At 76.3% G+C, this 20078-nt stretch carries 1 protein-coding gene; it reads right to left on the bottom strand.

The genetic code is table 11. From position 1 onward, the window contains the following. Positions 1-41: 41 nt before the first annotated feature. Positions 42-20072, bottom strand: a complete 20031-nt coding sequence (locus ACZ4UX_RS14240; protein ID WP_465706802.1) for a non-ribosomal peptide synthase/polyketide synthase — start codon at positions 20070-20072, stop codon at positions 42-44. Positions 20073-20078: the final 6 nt, after the last annotated feature.

The raw sequence follows: 20078 nt of genomic DNA, 5'->3' as shown, positions 1-20078 counted from the left end.
GGCGCGCGGGGGGCCGCGGCCCGCCGGCGGGTACGGCGCGGTCATCGGCTTCCTCGGGCGTGCCGGGCGATGTGGCGCAGGGCCTCGCCGAACTCCTCGGCGACCCCGCGCACACTGGCCGTGTCGTGGACGGCGGGGCGGTGGTGCCAGGTGAAGGCGAGGCGGCCGTCCTGGACCGCGCCCACCACCTCCAGCGGGTGGGAGCCGCCGTCGCGGGGGTCGTGGTCCTGCCCGAACGAGCCGCGCTCGACGCGCACCAGGCCGCGGCCGGCGTTCTCGGGGCGGGAGTCCCACTGGCCGAGGTAGTTGAAGACCACCTCGCCCCGGGCGCCGGCGGCGAGCCGCTCGCGGACCTCGGGCGGGCCGAAGGTGCGCAGCGCGCCGAAGCCGAGCCCGTTGCCCGGCACCGCGCGCAGTTGGCGGCGCACCGACTTCACCAGGGACCGCCAGTCGCGGTCGGGTCCGAACTCGCCGGGTGCGGGCACCTGGAAGGCGACCGGGTAGACGGTGGTGAACCAGCCGACCGTCCGGGAGAGGTCGACGCCGTCGAGCACGTCCTCGCGGCCGTGCCCCTCCAGGTCCAGCCGGACCTGTTCGCTTCCGGTCCAGCGGGCCAGCGCCAGGGCGAGCGCGGCCAGCAGGACGTCGTTGACACGGGTGCGGTAGGCGGTCGGCGCGGCCCGCAGCAGGGCCGTGGTGTCCGCCTCGTCCAGTTCCACGCTCACCGTCGCCTGCTCACCCGCCCCGGCGTCGGCGTCCGGGTCGGCGGGGCCGGCCGCCCGGGCGGGCCCGGCGGACACCGCCTGTTCCCAGTGGGGCAGTTCGTCGTCCAGGGCGCCCGCGGCGACGTGGGCGGCGAGTCCGAGCGCCCAGTCCCGGAAGGACGTGCCGCGTTCGCCGAGGGTGACCGGTTCGCCCTGCTCGGCCTGTCGGTAGGCGCTCTCCAGGTCGTCGCGCAGGATGCGCCAGGAGACGGCGTCGACGACCAGGTGGTGGGCGACCAGGAGCAGCAGGACCGGTTGGCCGGGGTCACCGGTGAACAGCGTCGCCCGCAGGAGCGGGCCGCGGGCCAGGTCGAATCCGGCGTGCAGGGCGTCGGCGGCCCGTGCGACGGCGGCGGCGGCCTGTTCGGAGGTCTGCCCGGTCAGGTCGTGGTGCTCCAGAACGTCGTCGGCGGGGGCCGGCGGCGGGTTGAACTGGTGCCAGCCCGCCTCGTCCCGGGTGAAGCGCATGCGCAGCGCGTCGTGGTGCTCCAGCAGGGCGTGCAGGGCCGTGCGCAGCGCCCGCGGGTCGGGGGCGGCGCCGAGTTCGAGGAGCGTCGACTGGTTGAAGTGGTGGTGGGCGGCGCGCGGGGTGCCGAGGAACCATTCCTGGATGGGCGTGAGCGGCACCTCGCCGGTCACCGGTGCGTCGTCGGCGCGCTGCGGGGCGTCGCGCACGACGGTCGCCAGCTGTGCGACGGTCTGGTGGCTGAACAGGTCCCGGGTCGCCAGGTGCAGGCCGTCCCGGCGCAGCCGCGAGACCACCTGCATGCTCAGGATGGAGTCGCCGCCGAGGACGAAGAAGTTGTCGTCGGCGCCGATCTCCTCGATGCCCAGTACGTCGGACCAGATCCGGGCGATCCGGCGTTCGGTGTCGGTGCGCGGGGCGACCCGTGGCCCGGCGGCTGCCTGGGCGGGTCCGGGGTCGGGCAGCGCCCGGCGGTCGGTCTTGCCGCTCGGGGTGAGCGGCAGCCGCTCCAGTGGCACGAAGAGGGAGGGGACCATGTGCGGGGGCAGCAGCTCGGCCAGGTGGGCGCGCAGCTCGGCGACGGGCACCTGGTCCGCCAGGGGACCGGCGGGACCGGCGTAGGTCTCGGCGAGGACGAGGTAGGCCACCAGCCTGGCGGGCCCGGCGCCCGGGCCGTCCCCGGCTGCGCCGGTGCGCACGGTGACGACCGCGTCCCGCACCAGGGCGCTGCGGCGCAGCGCACTCTCCACCTCGCCGGGCTCGATCCGGAAGCCGCGCAGCTTGACCTGGTCGTCCATCCGGCCCACGAAACGCAGTTCTCCGTCGCCGTGGCGGCGCGCGAGGTCGCCGGTGCGGTACATCCGCTCCCCCGGCGCGCCGAACGGGTCGGCCACGAAGCGGGCGGCGGTCAGGCCCGGGCGGTTCAGGTAGCCGCGGGCCAGAGCGGGCCCGGCGACGTACAGCTCCCCGGTCACGCCGGGCGGGACCGGCCGCAGGGCGGCGTCCAGCAGGTGGACGCTGGTGGGTCCGGCGGGCCGGCCGATCGGTGGGGTGCCCGCGCCCGCCGCCAGCGGGCCGGTCCAGCTGGCGACCACGGTGGCCTCGGTGGGGCCGTAGGAGTTGACCATCCGCCGTCCGGGGGCCCAGGTGTCGACCAGGTCGGCCGGGCAGGCCTCGGCACCGACGATGAGGGTGCGCAGCGCGGGCAGCGCGCCGGCCGCGGCCGGGTCCACGGTGGCCAGGGCCGCCGGCGGGATCAGCGTGTGGCTGATCCGCCGGTCGGCGAGCACCTCGGCCAGCCGCTCGCCGACCAGCGGGCCCTGTTCGCCGGTGACCAGGGTGGCCCCGCTGAGCAGCGAGACGCACAGCTCCAGCACCGAGGCGTCGAAGCTGGGCGAGGCGAACTGGAGTACCCGGTCGCCGGGGCCGGCCGCGTACCGCTCGGCGGCGGCCGCGGCGAAGCCGGCCAGTCCGCGGTGGGTGACCACCACGCCCTTGGGTGTCCCGGTCGATCCCGAGGTGTAGATGACGTAGGCGGGGTGGCCGGTGCTGAGCGCGGTGGCGCGGTCGGCGTCGGTGGGCGGTGTCGGCGCTCCGTCGGCGGTCCACACCGCGGCCGGGTCGTCGAGCACCAGGAAGGCGCCCGCGTCGCGCACCATGAACTCCCGTCGCCGGGCCGGGTAGCCGGGGTCGACCGGGAGGAAGGCGCCGCCGGCCTTGCTCACGGCGAGCTGCGCCACCACCGTCTCGGCCGCGCGCGGTAGCGCCAGGGCCACCACCCGCTCCGGCCCCACGCCCTGGCGGATCAGCCGGTGGGCCAGCCGGTTGGCCGCCCGGTCCAGCTGCGCGTAGGTCAGTTCGCGTTCGCCGTCCAGCAGCGCCACCGCGTGGGGAGTGCGGGCCGCCTGCTGTTCGAACAGCTCGGGCAGCGTCGCCTCGGGCACCGGCCGGAACGTCCCCCGGGCCTGGTCGAGCAGGGCCTTCAGCTCGTCGTCGGAGGCCAGCGGCAGGGCGCCGATGGGGCGTTCGGGGCCTTCGGCGACGGCGGCGAGCAGGGTGGCGAGCTGGTCGGCGATGCGCTCGGCGGTGACCGCGTCGAACAGGTCGGTGTTGTAGCTGATCAGGGCGCGCAGCGCTCCGGAGTCCGTCTCGGCGAACTCCAGGGTGAGGTCGAACGGCGCCTGTTCCAGCTCGGTCTCGACGTCGGTGACGGCGAGGCCGGGAAGCTCCAGGTCGGCGGCCGGGGTGTTCTGCAGGACGACCATGACCTGGAAGAGCGGGCTGCGGCTGGTGTCGCGGACCGGCTGCACCTCGTCGACCACCCGTTCGAACGGCACCTCCTGGTGCGCGAAGGCGTCCAGCACCGTGTGCCGCACGCCGCCGAGGAACTCGGTGAAGGGCTGCCCCGCCTCGACCCGGGAGCGCAGGACCAGGGTGTTGACGAAGAACCCGACGAGGTTCCGCGTCTCGGCCCGGTCGCGGCCGGAGGTGACGGTGCCGACCGCGATGTCCGCGTCCCCGCTGAGCCGGGCGAGGTAGGCCTGGGTGGCGGCGACCAGCGTGGTGAACAGGGTGGCGCCCTGTTCCCGGCCGACCCGGGCCAGCCGGCGGGCGATCGGGGCGGGCACCTCCAGGCGGGCGGTGGCTCCGTTGCTGGTGCGCACCGCGGGCCGGGGCCGGTCGGTGGGCAGGTGGAGCGGCTCGGCGTCCGCCAGCTGCTTCCTCCAGTAGTCGAGCTGATCGTCGGCGGCGGCGGCGCCGGCCGTGCGCTGCCAGTGCGCGTAGTCGGCGTACTGCACCGGCAGGGGCGGCAACTGGGCTTCGTCGGAGCCCAGTTCGGCGCGGTAGAGGTGGGCCAGGTCGGTGAGCAGGACGGAGGTCGACCAGCCGTCGGTGACGATGTGGTGCAGGGTGAGGGCCAGCACGTGGTCACCGTCGGCCAGCCGGACCAGGGTGACCCGCAGCAGCGGGCCCCGACGCAGGTCGAAGGGTCGGCCCCGCTCGTCGGCGAGCAGCCCGCGCAGCACCGACTGCCTTTCCTGCTCGGGCAGTTCGGACAGGTCGTGGAGCGCGAGCGGCACCTCCCCCGGCTGATGGACGAGCTGGACGCCCCGCCCGTCGACGCTGTCGAAGGTGGTGCGCAGCGACTCGTGGCGGGCCACCAGCGCGTCCAGGGCCGCGCCGAGCGCGCCGAGGTCCAGGGCGCCGTGCAGGCGAAGCGCGAGCGCGGTGACGTACTCGGTGCCGCCGGGCGCGAACTCCTCCAGGAACCAGAGGCGTTGCTGGGCGTAGGACATCGGCGGCGCCGCCTTGCGGGCGACCGGGACGACGGCGGGGGCCGCGCCGCAGGGTTGCCGCTCCTGCGTGAGCAGCCGGGCCAGTGCGGCCGGGGTGGGGTGGAGGAAGACCGCGCGGGGCGTCAGGTCGGTGCCGAACGCCTCGGCCAGCCGGGCGGCGAGCCGGATGCTGAGGATGGAGTCCCCGCCCAGCTCGAAGAACCCGTCTTCCACTCCGGGCGGGGCTGTGCCCAGCACCTCGCCGAAGACCTCGGCCGTGCGGCGTTCGGCCTCGGTGCGCGGCGCGAGGCGCTCGCGGGGCCCGGCGTCGCGGTCGGCGTCCGGCGCCGGAAGTGCCGCGCGGTCGAGCTTGCCGTTGCGGCTCAGCGGAAGGGCGGCGAGCGGGACGAAGGCGGTGGGGACGAGGTAGTCGGGCAGCAGGCGGGCGGCGAAGTCCCGCAGCTGCGCCAGGTCGGCGCCCGCGGGGCCGACGACGTACGCCACCAGCCGTCGGGCGCCGGGGCGGTCCTCGCGGACGACCACGGCGATGTCGGCGACCCCCGGGTGCGCGGCCAGCGCGGCCGCCACCTCGCCGGGCTCGACCCGGAAGCCGCGGATCTTCACCTGGTCGTCGGTGCGGCCCAGGAACTCCACGGCGCCGTCCGGCCGCCGCCTGGCCAGGTCACCGGTGCGGTACATCCGCTCCCCCGGCGCGCCGAACGGATCGGCCAGGAAGCGTGCCGCACTCTCGCCGGGCCGGCCCAGGTAGCCGCGCGCCAGGCCCCCACCGGCGACGAACAGCTCGCCCGCGCAGCCGGGCGGCACGGGCCGCAGGCGGCGGTCGAGGACGTACACCCGCTTGTCGTCCAGGGGGTGGCCGACGGGCACGGTGTCGGGCACCGCCGCCGGGTCCGTGAGGGCGAAGGACGTCGCGAAGACGGTGGTCTCGGTGGGTCCGTAGCCGTCCACCACGCACAGGCCGGGGCAGGCGGCGAGGACCCGGCGCACGGCGGCGGCGGGCACCACGTCGCCGCCGGTCCACAGCCGGCGCAGGCCCGTGAAGCAGTCCGGCGCGTCCTGGGCCAGCAGGCGGAAGAGCCCGGCAGTGAGCCACAGCGCCGTCAGCCCGCCGGACGTCAGCCGCCGCAGCAGTGCCGCGTCCACCGGCCCGTCGGGGGCGACGACCACCCGGCCGCCGTTGAGCAGCGGTGCCCAGACCTCGAAGGTGCTCGCGTCGAAGGCCACCGGGGAGTGCAACAGCACCTGTTCGCAACTGCCGTCGGTGAAGCGGCTGTCGGTGGCCAGCGAGGCCACGTCGCGGTGCCGGACCGCCACCGCCTTGGGCTCGCCGGTGGATCCGGAGGTGAACATCACGTAGGCCAGCCGGTCGGGGTCGGCCGGCGGCGCGGACAGCACGGGCTGCCCGGCCGCCTCGGTACGGACGGCGGCGACCTGGTCGGTGGTGAGCCGGACGGTGGCGCCGGCCCGGGCGAGCAGCGCGCGGCGGCGGTCCTCGGACGCCCGGACGTCCACCGGGACGTAGGCACCGCCCGCCTTGAGGACGGCGAGCTGGGCGACGACGAGCTCGACCGAGCGGTCCATCGCCAGCGCCACCCGCCCCTCGACGGCCAGGCCGTCGGCCAGCAGCCGGGCGGCCAGCCGGTCCGACCACCGGTCGAGCCGGCGGTAGGTCAGGTCGTCCTCGCCGTGGCGCACCGCGACCGCCTCGGGTGTGCGGCGGGCCTGCTCGGCGAAGAGCGCCACCGGGCTCTGCGCCGCCGCCGGGCGGGCGGTGCCCTGCCAGGACGCCAGCAGCTCGCGGTCGGCCGCGGTCAGCGGCTCCAGCTCGCCCAGCTCACCGTCCAGACCGTCGGCGAGGGCGGTGAGCAGCACGGCCAGGCGCTGGGCCGCGCGCTCCACCGTGGACCGGTCGAACAGCGCGGGGTCGTAGGCCAGGTCGAGGCCGAGCCGCTCGGTCAGGTAGGCACGCAGGCACCACGGGAAGGTGGTGGCGTCGTCGGCCCGTACCTCCGTCACCCGCACACCGGTCCTGGCCGCGACGGACTCGTCGACGGGGTAGTTCTCGAACACCACCATGCTGTCGAAGAGTGCCTCGCCGGCCGGTACCTCGCTCAGCGCCTGGATCCGGGTCAGGGCCAGGTGGTCGAAGGGGCGCCCGTCGCTCTGGCGCGCCTGGAGCTCGCGCAGCCAGGGCAGCACGCCGCCGGTGGCGGGTATCCGGACCCGGGTCGGCACGGTGTTGATGAACATGCCGATCATCGACTCGACGCCGGGCAGCTCCGCCGGCCGGCCCGAGACCGTGGTGCCGAAGACCACGTCGTCGCTGCCGCCGTAGCGCGCCAGCAGCAGGGCCCAGGCCCCCTCGACCACGGTGTTGACGGTCAGTCCGGCGTGCGCGGCCCGCTCCCGCAGCCGCTGGGAGAGGTCCTGGTCCAGCTCGTGGTGGACGGTGGCGGCGGAGCGGGCGCGGTGCGCCTGGCCGGGCACCCGGTCGTACGGCAGCGGGTTGCGCGCGGTGAAGCCGGCCAGGGCGTCGGCCCAGTAGTGCTCGGCCGCCTGCCCGTCCTGCTCGGCCAGCCAGCGCAGGAAGTCCGCGAACGGACGCCTCGACGGGCGGGGCCCCCGCGCGGCGCCGCCGGTCAGCGCGGCGTACTGGTCGCAGACCTCGGTCAGCAACTGCCCGCTGCTCCAGCCGTCCAGGATCAGGTGGTGGGTGGACCAGAGCAGCAGCACCTCGTCACCGGGGAGCGCGGCCAGCGTGAGGCGGGTGAGCGGCGCGGCGGTGAGGTCCATGCCCGCCGCGCGATCCGCGGCGAGCAGCCGCTCGGTCTCGGCCTCCTGCCGGTCCGCCGGCAGCTGCCGCCAGTCCAGCAGGGTGACGGGCACCTCGGCTCGCTGGAGCACCAGTTGAACGGGATGCGGCAGGCCCCGCCAGTGCACGCCGGTGCGCAGCGCGGGCGTGCGGTCGGCCAGCAGCTGCCAGGCCTCGGCGAACACGCGCGGGTCGGCCACGCCGGCCAGCCGCACCACGATCCGGTCGAAGTAGGCGCCCTCGGTGTCGACCAGCCCGTGGAAGAGCATCCCGGACTGGAGCGGCGTCAGCGGCAGCACGTCGGCGACCTGGCGCCCGTCGCCGACGAGCCGGTCCAGCTGCTCCTGGGTCAGGCCGGCGAGCGGGAAGTCGGAGGGGGTGCGGCCGCCGGCCCCGGGGCGGGCGCAGTGCGCCGCGATCTCGCGCAGGGCGGTGCGCATCTCCTCGGCCAGTGCGCGGACCTCGGCCTCGCCGTAGACGGCCGCCGGGTAGGTCCAGCCCAGTTCCAGGCGCCCGTGCTGGACCACCCCCGTGACGTCCAGGAGGTAGGGGCGGGCTTCGTCCGGGTCGGTGTCGCGGCCGGCCGGGGGCAGCGACGCGCGGTAGAGACCGTCGGCGCCGGCGCTCTCGGCGTCCCACCGGCCGTGGTAGTTGAAGCCGATCCGCGGAGCCGGCGCACCCGCCGGCGCACCGCCCGGCAGCAGGTGGCGCAGCGCACCGTGGCTCAGCCCGCGCAGCGGAACGGCGCGCAGCTGCTCCTTGACCGAGCGCAGCGTCTCGTGCCATCCGGCGTCGGGGTCGACGCTCAGGGCGAGCGGGAACTCGGCGGTGAACCAGCCCACCGTCCGGGACAGGTCCAGGTCGTCGAAGAGGTCCTCCCGGCCGTGCCCCTCCACGCCCACCAGCACGCTCTCGCGACCGCACCAGCGCGCCAGGGTGCGCCCCAGGGCGCTGAGCAGCACGTCGTTGACCTGGGTGCGGTAGACCTCGGGGACCTGGCGCAGCAGGGCCTCGGTCGTCTCCGCGTCCAGCGTCACGGTGACGGTGGCGGCGCCGCCGTGGGTGTTGGGACCGGGCCGGCCGGCGGGCAGGTCGGCCGGGGCTGTGGCGGTCCGCGCCCAGTAAGCGGCGTCGCCGGCCAGCGCTCCGGAGCGGGTGTGCTGCTCCAGCCGGGTCGCCCAGTGGCCGTAGGAGGTGCCCGCCGGGGGCAGTTCGGCGCCGCGGCCGGCACCGACCGCCCGGTAGGCCGCTTCTAGGTCGGCCAACAGGATGCGCCAGGAGACGCCGTCCACGGCCAGGTGGTGCACGGTGACGACGAGCTGGCCCGGCTGCCGGGCGCCGCGGTCGAAGAAGAGCACGCGGACCATCCGGCCCTCGGTCGGATCCAGTTCGGCCTGGGCCGAGGCCGTGGTGTCCTGCACCGCCGCCTCCAGGGCCGCGGGGTCGAGGCCGGCCGCCTCGTACCGGGTGAAGACGCTCCGGGGCGCCTCGGCGAGCACCTCCTGGCGCCAGCCGGTGCCGGTGTGGCGCAGCCGGGTGCGCAGGGCGGCATGGCAGTGCACCAGGGCCGCGGCTGCCCGGTCCAGGGCCGACGGGTCCGCGCCGGGGGCCAGTTCCACCCGCTGGGTCATCGTGAAGCGCATCGGGTCGCCGGGGCGGCGGCCGTCGAGGTACCAGTGCTGGATCGGGGTGAGCGGCGCCTCGGTGGGCGAGGGGTCGCCCCCGGTGTCCGGGCGCGCGCCCGCAGCACCGACCACCAGTGCGAGTTCGGCGACGCTCTGGTGCCGGAAGACGTCCTTGGTGGTCAGCGCGAGCCCGCCGGCCCGGGCCCGGGAGACGATCTGGATGCTGAGGATGGAGTCCCCGCCGAGCGCGAAGAAGTTGTCGTTCGCGCCCACCCGGGCCACACCCAGTACCTCGGCCCAGATCGCGGCCAGCCGCTCCTCGGTGCCGGGCCGCGGCGCCACGAACGCGTTGCCGCTGTCGGGCTGGGCGGGCGGCGCGGGCAGGGCGCGGCGGTCGGTCTTGCCGCTGGAGTTGCGCGGGATCCGCTCCAGCGGGACGAAGGCGGCGGGCACCATGTGGTCGGGCAGCGTCCGCCGCAGCCGGACCCGCAGTTCCTCGGCGGGCGGGATCCGGCTTCCGGCAGGCACCAGGTAGCCGACGAGCATCAGCCGACCGGCGTGCTCGCGGGCGGTGACCACCGCCTCGGCGACGTCCGGGTGGTCGACCAGGGCGGCCTCCACCTCGCCGGGCTCGATCCGGAACCCCCGGATCTTGACCTGCTCGTCGGCCCGGCCGAGGAACTCCAGCAGGCCCTGGGCGTCCCAGCGGGCCCGGTCGCCGGTGCGGTACATGCGCTCCCCCGGCGCGCCGAACGGGTCGGCCACGAAGCGGGCGGCGGTCAGGCCCGGGCGGTTCAGATAGCCGCGGGCCACCTGCGCCCCGGCCAGGTACAGCTCCCCCGCCATGCCCGGCGGTACCGGCCGCAGGGCCTCGTCGAGCACGTAGGCCCGCAGGTTGCGGCCGGGGCGGCCGACGACCGGGCGCTCGGGGCGGTCCGCGCACCGGCCGTAGAGGGCGTCGACGGTGCACTCGGTGGGCCCGTAGACGTTGTAGGCGGTGACGCCGAGGTCGTGCTGCGCCGCGCACAGCTCCTGCCAGGCGGCGGGCGAGATCGCCTCGCCGCCGACCAGCAGCAGGCCCGGGTGGTGGCGGCCCGCCGCGAACAGCCCGGCGGCCGAGAGTTCACGCAGGTAGGAGGGGGTGACGTTGACCACGTCCAAGCGGCGTTCGGCGATCTGGGCGCAGAAGGCCTCCGGGTCGAGCCGGACGTCCTCGTCGATGAGGTGCACCTCCTGGCCCAACGTGAGCAGCAGCGGGCCCTCCCAGCTGGTGTCGAAGGAGAACGAGGCGCTGAGCGCCATCCGCAGGGGACGCCCGTCCGTCAGGTGCGGCGCGAACAGCCCCGCGCGGTGGTCCTGGCACAGGTTGACCAGCTGGCGGTGCTCCACGGCGACGCCCTTGGGCCGGCCGGTGGAGCCGGAGGTGTAGATGAGGTAGGCCGTGTGCCGCGGCAGCAGCGGATGGCGCCGGTCGGCGTCGGTGAGGTCGTGGGCGGGCAGCCGGTCCCACGGCACCTCGTGCAGCTCCCGCTCCGTCAGCAGCGTCCGCGGACGGGCGTCGGCGAGCAGGAAGGCGGCCCGCTCCTCGGGGAGTTCGGGGTCCAGGCAGAGGAGGGTGGCACCCGCCTTGAGCACCGCTAGCAGGGCCACCAGCAGGTCCGAGGTGCGCGGCAGCCGGACCGCGACCACCTGCTCCGGGCCGGCGCCACGGGAGACGAGGTAGCGGGCGAGCCGGTTGGCCCGCCCGTTGAGGGCGGCGTAGTCGAGGGTGGCGTCCCCGGCCACCAGGGCGGTGGCGTGCGGGGTACGGGCGGCCTGCGCCTCGAACAGGGCGGGAAAGGTGGTGTCCGGCACTGCCATCGGCTCGCCCTGCCCCGTCCGGAGCACCCGGCGGCGTTCGTCGGGGGTCATCAGCGGCAGGGTGGCGACGGCGCTGCCCGGGTCCTCGGCCACCGCCTCCAGCAGGGTCCGCAGCCAGCCGGCCAGCCGCTCGGCGGTGGCCTCGTCGAACAGGCCGGTGCTGTACTCCAGGTAGCCGGTCAGACCGCCGTCGCGCTCGACGAAGTCGAAGGCGAGGTCGAAGGTGGCGCTGCGGACCGGCGGTGCCAGCGGTGCCACCTCCAGGCCCGGCAGACGGGGTGCCTCGGTGCCCAGGTTGTGCAGGGCCACCATCACCTGGAACAGCGGCGTGCGGCTGGTGTCGCGCTCCGGCTGGAGGGTGTCCACCAGCCGCTCGAACGGCACCTCCTGGTGGGCGAACGCCGCCAGGACGGTGTCCCGCGACCGGCCCAGCAGCTCGTGGAACGACAGCTCCGGACGCACCTGGGCACGCAGCACCAGGGTGTTGACGAAGATACCCACCACGTCGTGCAGTTCGGGCCGCTCCCGGCCCGAGGCGACGGTGCCCACGGCGACGTCCTGCTGGCCGGCCCAGCGGGCGAGCAGCACCTGGCACGCCGTCAGCAGGGTCATGTAGAGGGTGGCGTCGGCCTCCCGCCCGCGCTCGCGCAGCCGTCCGGTCAGCGCGGCGGGCAGGGTGAAGGTCAGCAGGGCGCCGTCCCGGGTGCGGACGGCGGGGCGCGGACGGTCGGTGGGCAGGTCCAGCGGCTCCAGGCCGTCCAGGGCCTGGCGCCAGTGGGCGAGGTCCGCCTCGGCGCGGTCGGTGCGGGCGCGCTGCCAGACGGCGTAGTCGGTGTACCGCACGGGCAGCTCGGGCAGCTCGGGGCGGCGCCGTTCGAGGGCGGCCGCGTACAGCTCGCCCAGGTCGCGGCCGAGGACGGCCACCGACCAGCCGTCGGTGGCGATGTGGTGCACGGCCAGCACGAGCACGTGCTCGTCCTCGGCCGTCCGCACCAGCCGGGCCCGCAGCAACGGCCCGGCGGCCAGGTCGAACGGGGTGGCGGCGACGCGTTCCAGCAGTGCCTCCAGGAGCCCCGGGGGCTGCCCGCGGAGGTCGTCCACCGGCAGCTCGACCGGCTGCGCCGGGCGCACGCTCTGCCGGGCGCGCCCGTCCTGTTCGGTGAACGTGGTGCGCAGCGCCTCGTGCCGGGCCACCAGGGCGTCCAGCGCGGTGCGCAGGGCGCTCTCGTCGAGCGCTCCGCGCAGGCGCAGCACGGACAGGGTGGTGTACTCGGTGCCGTCCGGCTCGAAGCGGTCGAGGAACCAGAGCCGCTGCTGGGCGTAGGACAGCGGCGGCTCGACGGCCGGGTCGGCGGCGGGGATCGCGTCGGCCGACGGGCTCCCCCCGGCGGCCGGCTCGCCGAGGGCGGCGGCCAGGTCGGCCAGTCTGCCGTGGCTGAACAGCAGCCGGGGCGAGACGTCCGTGCCGAACGCCGCGCGCAGCCGGGAGGTGACCCGGATCGCGAGGATGGAGTCGCCGCCGAGGGCGAAGAAGTCGTCGTCCACGCCGACCTCGTCGGTGTCCAGGACGTCCGCCCAGGCCTCGGCGACCAGCCGTTCGGCGCGGGTGCGGGGGGCGGTGCGGTCGTGGCCGGCCGCGAAACCGTCCGGGCCCGGCGCGGGCAGCGCCCGCCGGTCGAGCTTGCCGTTGACGGTGAGCGGCAGGGCCGCCATCGGGACGTAGGCGGCGGGCACCATGTAGGGGGGCAGCAGCCGCTCCAGGTGCGCGCGCAGCTCGGCGGCGGACGGCGGGGATTCGGCGCGCGCACCGCCGCCGACCACGTGGGCCACCAGGCGGCGGGTGCCGGCGGTGTCCTCGTACACGCCCACGGCGGCGGCGCCCACACCCGGATGGGCGTGCAGGGCGGCCTCGATCTCGCCGGGCTCGATCCGGTAGCCGCGGATCTTCACCTGCTGGTCGGCGCGGCCCAGGTACTCCAGGGTGGCGTCGGCCCGCCGGCGGGCCCGGTCGCCGGTGCGGTACATCCGGGCGCCGGGTCGCCCGAACGGGTCGGCGACGAAGCGGGCGGCGGTCAGGCCCGGCCGGTTCAGGTAGCCGCGGGCCAGGCCCTCCCCCGCGACGAACAGCTCGCCCACCGCACCCGGGGGGACCGGCGCCAGGTCGGCGTCCAGCACGTACACCCGCAGGTCGGGGATGCCGGTGCCGATCGGTCCGGGGCCGCCGGCGCGGGCCGTGGCGCGGTCCAGCGGGGCATGGGTGACGTGCACGGTCGTCTCGGTGATGCCGTACATGTTGACCAGGCGCGGGGCGCCGTCCGGGTGGCGGTCGTACCAGTCGGCCAGCCTCGTCACGTCCAGCGCCTCGCCGCCGAAGACCACCGTGCGCAGCGCCAACCGGTCCGCCAGGGCCGGGTTCTCGGCGTCGGCGCGGATCAACGGGTAGAACGCGGACGGGGTCTGGTTGAGGACGGTGACCCGCTCGTCGGCCAGCAGGCGCAGGAAGTCCTCCGGGGAGCGGGCGGTGTCCTCGGGAACCACGACGAGCCGGCCGCCGTGCAGCAGCGGGCCCCAGAACTCCCACACCGAGAAGTCGAAGGTGTAGGAGTGGAAGAGCGTCCAGACGTCCTCGGCGCCGAAGCCGAACCACTCGGCGGTGCGGTCGAAAAGCCGCACCACGTTGGCGTGCGGGATCACGACTCCCTTCGGGCGCCCGGTGGACCCCGACGTGAAGATGGCGTAGGCCGGGCTCTCGGGCAGCGGGCGGCGGCGCGGGGCGAGCTTGCCGGCCGGGCGCCCCGCGAGGTCGGCGCGCACGGCGGCGTCGCCCAGCGCCAGCACGGGCACGTCGGTGGGCCCCGGCGCGGCAGCGTCCCCGGTGAGCGTCACCAGCGCCACCGGCCGGACGTCGCGCAGCAGCTGGGCCAGGCGCTCGGGCGGCAGCGCCGGGTCGAGCGGCAGGTAGGCCGCGCCGGTCTTGAGGACGGCGAGGACCGCCACCACCAGGTCGGTCGAGCGGGGCAGCGCGAGGGCCACGAACTGCTCGGTCGAGGCGTGGAGTTCGGCCAGTCGGTGGGCGAGCCGGTCGGCCCGCGCGTCCAGCGTGGCGTAGTCGAGGCGCTCGTCGCCGAAGCTCACGGCTTCGGCGTGCGGGGTCCGGGCGGCCTGCGCCTCGAAGAGGTCCACCAGGGTCCGGTCCGGCCGGCCCTGCGCGGCGCCGTTCCAGTCGACCAGCATCCGCCGCCGCTCCTCGGCGGTGGTCCAGGCCAGGGCGCGCAGCGGGCGGTCCAGGCCGCCGGCCAGCTCGGTGAGCAGCAGGCAGAGGCGGTCGGCCAGGGTGCGCGCGGTCCCGGCGTCGAACAGCTCCGGGTCGTAGGCGAGGTCGAAACCGAACCGCTCGCCCTGGTAGGCCCGCAGCACCAGCGGGAAGTTGGTGGCGTCCCGGGAGGAGACGCCGGCCAGTCGCACGCCGGAGCCCGCCGAGCGGGCCTCGTCGAAGGGATAGTTCTCGAAGGCGACCATGCTGTCGAAGAGCGGGCTGCCGGAGGGCACCTCACTCATGCCGGTCAGCTCGGCCAGCGAGACCGCGGCGAAGCGCCGGGCCTCGGCCTGCGCCTCCTGGAGGTCCCGGAGCCACGCCGCGGCGGTGCGCCCGCCGTCCACCCGGACCCGGGTGGGCAGGGTGTTGATGAACATCCCGATCATCGACTCGACACCGGGCAGGTCGTCGGGGCGTCCGGAGACGGTGGTCCCGAACAGCACGTCCCGCTCGGCGCTGTAGCGCGACAGCAGCAGCGCCCAGGCGCCCTGGACCACGGTGCCCATGGTCAGCCCGGCCTGCCGGGCGGTCCGGGCCAGCCGCCGCGACACCTCCTCGGACAGCCCGGCCGGGTGCACGCCCGCCGACCGGGCCTGGTGGAGCCCGCGCCGGACCCGGTCGACGGGCAGCGGGGTCGGGGTGGCGAACCCCTCCAGGACGCCCCGCCAGTGGGCCTTGGCGGCCTCGGCGTCCTGCCCCGCCAGCCAGCGCACGTAGTCGCCGAAGGGCCGGCGTGCGGCCGGTCGCGGTTCGGCGCCGGTGCTGAGCGCCGCGTACTCCTCGAACACGTCGGTGAGCACCTGGGCCAGGCTCCAGCCGTCCAGGATCAGGTGGTGGGAGGTCCAGAGCAGGTGCAGGCGCGCGTCGGGCAGCCGGATCAGGGTGAGCCGCATCAGCGGCGCCGCGGCGATGTCCACGCCGCGCGCGAGGTCCTCCGCGCGCACGGCGGCCACCCGCTCGGCCCGCTCCTGCGGGCCTGCCGCGCGCAGGTCCAGCTGGGTGACCGGTATCCGGGCGCGGCGGTGCACGACCTGGAGCGGGACGGGGACGCCCTCCCACACCACCGAGGTGCGCAGGGCGGGCGTGCGGTCGGCCACCCGCTGCCAGGCGGCGGCGAAGGTGTCGGGGTCGCTCACGCCGTCCAGGAGCAGCGCGGCCTGGTCGACGTACACGTCGTCGGGCCCGCCGACCAGGCGGTGGAAGAGCATGCCCTCCTGGAGCGGGGTGAGGGGCAGCAGGTCCTCCACCGCCCGGCCGTCGCCGACCAGCCGGTCCACGCCGGCCTGGTCCAGCCGGGCGAACGGGAAGTCGGACGGGGTGCGGCCGCCGGCGCCGGGGCGGGCGCAGTGCGCGGCGACGGCGGCCAGCGCGGCGGTCAGCGCGGCCGCCAGGTGCTGGACGGTGGCCGCCTCGTGCACCTGGTCGCTGTAGTGCCAGGTGATCTCCAGCTCGCCGTCGGCCACCACGGCGGAGATGTCGAGCAGGTGGTCCAGCGGCGCGTCGGGGGCGATGTCCCGGCCGGGCGCCTCGCCGGCCGGGGCGAAGTCGCCGCCCTCGGCGGCCGCCCACTGGCCGTGGTAGTTGAAGGACACCTGGGGCAGCGGCACCGCCCGCAGGGCGGCCGCGGCCGGGTCGGGCGAGCCGAGGCGGGCCAGCGCCTCGTAGCTCAGGCCCCGCCGGGGGACGGCCCGCAGCCGCTCCTTGACCGCCTTCAGGGTGGCTGCCCAGTCCGGGGCGCCGGCCGTTCCGACCGGGGTGAGGGTGACGGGGTACTGGGTGGTGAACCAGCCGACCGTGCGGTTGAGGTCGGGCTCGTGGCCGGCCGGCCCGCCGAGTTCCTCGCGGCCGTGCCCCTCCAGGGCGACGGCCACCCGCCCGGCGCCCGTCCAGTCGGCGAGCACCCGGCCCAGCGCGCTGAGCAGCACGTCGTTGACCTGGGTGCGGTAGACCGCGGGGACCTGGCGCAGCAGCGCCTCGGTGGTGGCCCGGTCCACCCTGGTCCGAACGGTGCGGACGGAGCCGGCCAGCGGGCTGCCGGGAAGGTCGACGGGCAGCGGGGCGGGCGCGGCCGAGACCTCGTCCAGCCAGTACGGCAGGTCACCGTCGAGGTCCCCGGCCCGAACGCGCTCGGCGACGTGGTGCGCCCAGTCGGTGAACGGGGTCTGCTCGGGGTCCAGCCGAACCGGCTCGCCGGCGGCCGCCTGCCGATAGGCCAGGGCGAGGTCGGCCAGCAGCACCCGCCAGGAGACGCTGTCCACGGCCAGGTGGTGGGCCGTCACGAACAGCTGGGGCCGGGCGCCGCCGGCGGCCCGCAGCAGGGCCGCGCGCAGCAGCGCGCCGGTGGCCGGGTCGAGGGCCGCGCGGGCCGCGTCGGCCGCGCGGCGCCGGGCGGCGTCCTCGGCCTCGGCGTCGGCGTCGGCGTCGGCGGCGAGGGCGGCCGGGTCGTGGCAGGTCAGCAACGCACCGACCGGACCGGCTCCGGGGCTCTGGCGCCAGCCGTCGCCGGTGCGGGTGAACCGGGTGCGCAGCGCCGGGTGCGCGGCCGCCACCGCTTCGAGCGCCAGCTCCAGCGCCCGTTCGTCCAGGTCGCGCGGCAGGTCGAGCAGCATCGACATGCTGAAGTGGCGCAGCGGGCCGTGGGTGGCGAAGAACCACTCCTGCACCGGGGTCAGCGGCGCGGGGCCGTCGTCCCGCGGTCGCCCCGCCGTCGCCGCCGGGGCGAGCCGGCGGCGGGCCGCCGCGGCGGCGAGGTCGGCGACGCTCTGGTGGCGGAAGACGTCGCTCGAACCGAGCCGCAGGCCTGCGGCGCGGGCCCGGGAGACGGCCTGGATGCTGAGGATCGAATCGCCGCCCAGCTCGAAGAAGTTGTCCGTGACGCCCACCCTGGTGACGCCGAGCACCTCGGCCCAGATGCCGGCCAGCACCTCCTCGTCCGGGGTCCGCGGGGCGACGAACTCCTTCTGCTGCCGGTCTACTTCGAGGTCGGGGGCGGGCAGGGCGCGGCGGTCGAGCTTGCCGCTGGTGGTGAGCGGCAGCGCGTCGAGCGCGGTGAAGGAGGACGGCACCAGGTGGTCGGGCAGCACCTGCCGCAGCGCCGCCCGCAGGTCGGCGGCGGGCGGCACGGCGTATCCGGTGGCGGGCACCAGATAGGCCGCCAGCCGGGCGCGGCCGTGTGCGTCGGGCACGGCCACCACCGCGGCCGCGCCGACGGCGGGCAGCTCCAGCAGCGCCGCCTCGACCTCGCCCGGTTCGACGCGGTGGCCGCGCACCTTGACCTGGTCGTCGGCCCGCCCGAGGTAGTCCAGGCGCCCGTCGGCGGTCCAGCGGGCCAGGTCTCCGGTGCGGTACATCCGGGCACCGGGCGGCCCGAACGGGTCGGCCGTGAACCGCGCCGCGGTCAGCCCGGGACGGTCGGCGTAGCCGCGGGCGAGCTGCTCGCCCGCCAGGTACAGCTCGCCGCCGACGCCGGGCGGCACCGGCCGGCGCCGGTCGTCCAGCACGTAGGCCCGCACGTTCGGCAGCGGGCGGCCCACCAGCGCCCGGTCGCCGTCCGCGATCCGGCAGGCCAGTGCGTCGACCGTGCACTCCGTCGGGCCGTAGAAGTTGTAGGCGGCCACCCCGGGGTGCGCGGCCAGCTCGCGCCACAGGGCCGCGCCGACCGCCTCGCCGCCGAGCATCAGCACCCGCGGGCGGTGCCGCGGATCGGTGAGCAGCCCGGCGGGCAGCAGCTGACCGAGGTAGGAGGGGGTCACGTCGAGGAAGTCGACGCGGTGCTGGACCACGTACTCGACCAGCGCCGCCGGATCCATCCGGGTGACCTCGTCGACCACGTGCAGCGGGTGGCCGTCGGCCATCAGCAGCACGCCCTCCAAGGAGGTGTCGAAGGAGAACGAGGCGGTGAGCGCCACCCGCAGCGGGCCGCCGCCCGCGTCGGCGACGAAGCCCGCCCGGTGGGCGGCCAGCAGGTGCGTCACCGCGCGGTGCGCCACCACGACGCCCTTGGGGCGGCCGGTGGAGCCCGAGGTGTAGATGACGTAGGCGGTGTTCGCCGGGCGCAGCGGGGCGAGCCGGTCGGCGTCGACGGGGTCGGTGTCCCGGCCGGTGGCCGGGGCGGCCCGCAACGCGTCCTCGTCCAGGACCAGCGCGGGCCGGGCGTCCTCCAGCAGGTAGCGCACGCGCTCCGCGGGCAGAGCGGGGTCGATCGGCAGGTATCCGGCGCCGGACTTCCAGACGGCGAGGATCGCCACGATCATGTCGGCGGTGCGCGGCAGCGTCAGCGCGACCAGCCGTTCGGGGCCGGCTCCGAGGGATATCAGGTGGTGGGCGAGCCGGTTGGCCCGGCGGTTGAGCGTCGCGTAGTCCAGCCGCTCGCCGCCGGCGACCAGGGCAGGGGCCGCCGGGGTCAGGGCGGCCCGGCGCTCCAGGAGTTCGGGGTAGCAGGCGTCGTCGACGGGCAGGCGGTCCCCGTTCCACTCCCGGGTCACCCGGCGGACCTCCTCGGCGGAGAGCAGCGCCACGGTGCCCAGCGGCCGGTCCGGTTCGGCGGCGACGCCCTCCAGGAGCCGCAGCAGCTGGTCGGCCATCCGCCGCGCGGTGGACTCGTCGAGCAGGTCGCTGCGGTACTCCAGCAGGCCGGTCAGCCCCTCCCCGTCCGGGACGAACTCCACGCTGAGGTCGAAGGTGGCCGCTTGCCGGGGCACGTCGACCAGGGAGACGTCCAGTCCGTGCGCGGCGGCGGGCGCGGGCGGGGCGGGGTGCAGCAGGACCATCACGTCGAAGAGCGGGTTGCGGCCCGCCTCGCGGGGGGCGCCGACCGTCTCCACCAGGCGCTCGAAGGGCGTGTCACCGTGCACGAAGGAGTCGTTGACGGTGGTGGTGGCGGCCGACAGCAGGTCGCGGAAGGACCAGGACCGCTCCACCGGGGTGCGCAGCACCACCGTGTTGACGAAGCAGCCGACGGCCCGTTCCAGGTCGGTGCGGGAGCGCCCGGAGGTCAGGGAGCCCACGGTGATGTCGTCCTGGCCGGACCAGCGGGCCAGCAGCGCCTGGGTGGCGGCGACCAGGGCGGTGTAGAGCGTGCTGTGCTGCTCGGTCACCAGGTCGCGCAGCCGGGCCGTCAGCCGAGGGGAGACGGTGAAGGTGTGGATCGCGCCCGCGCCGGCCTCCTCGCCGCGCCGGGGCCGGTCCAGCGGCAGCTCGGGGGCGACCGCGCCGGCCAGCTGCCCCTTCCAGTAGGCGAGGTGCTTCTCGAGTCGGGTGCCGGAGAGCTGCTCGCGCTGCCACACCGCGAAGTCGGGGTACTGCGTGGCCACCGGGGGCAGCTGGGGGGCCGCGCCCCGGACCAGGGCGGCGTAGGCGGTGCACAGCTCGTCCAGGACCACGCCCATGGACCAGCCGTCGGTGACGATGTGGTGCGCGGTCAGCAGCAGGACGTGCGCGGCATCCGACTCGCGCACCAGCAGGGCCCGCAGCGGTGGGCCCTGGCGCAGGTCGAACGGGCGGGAGTACTCCGCCAGCAGGATCGCGTCGAGGGTATCCGCCGGGGTCGGCTCGCGGACCGGCAGCGGTACCGGCTCGGCCGGCCGCACGGTCTGCGCCAGGTGGCCGTCGGTCTCCTCGAAGGTGGTCCGCAGTCCCTCGTGGCGTGCCACCACGGCGGTCAGCGCCCGGGCCAGCGCCTCGCGCTCCAGCGGCCCGGTGAAGCGCACGGCGAGCGCGCTGTTGTAGCGGTGGTCGCCGGGCCGCAGCCGGTCCAGGAACCACAGTCGCTGCTGGACGAAGGAGAGGGGCAGCGGGCGGCCGCGGTCGGCCCGCGGGACGGTCCGCCCGGCGCCGGGCCCCTCGCCGCCGGCCTGTCCGGCCAGCCTGCGGCGCAGCGCTTCCCGCAGGTCCGCGGGCAGGGCGGCGGCGCGGTCTCGCTTCGAAGGCGTCATGGTCGT

The sequence above is a fragment of the Kitasatospora sp. NPDC028961 genome, from assembly GCF_055564815.1.
Note: the sequence above shows the minus strand (reverse complement) of the source record. Positions and strands in the feature narration are given on the sequence as shown.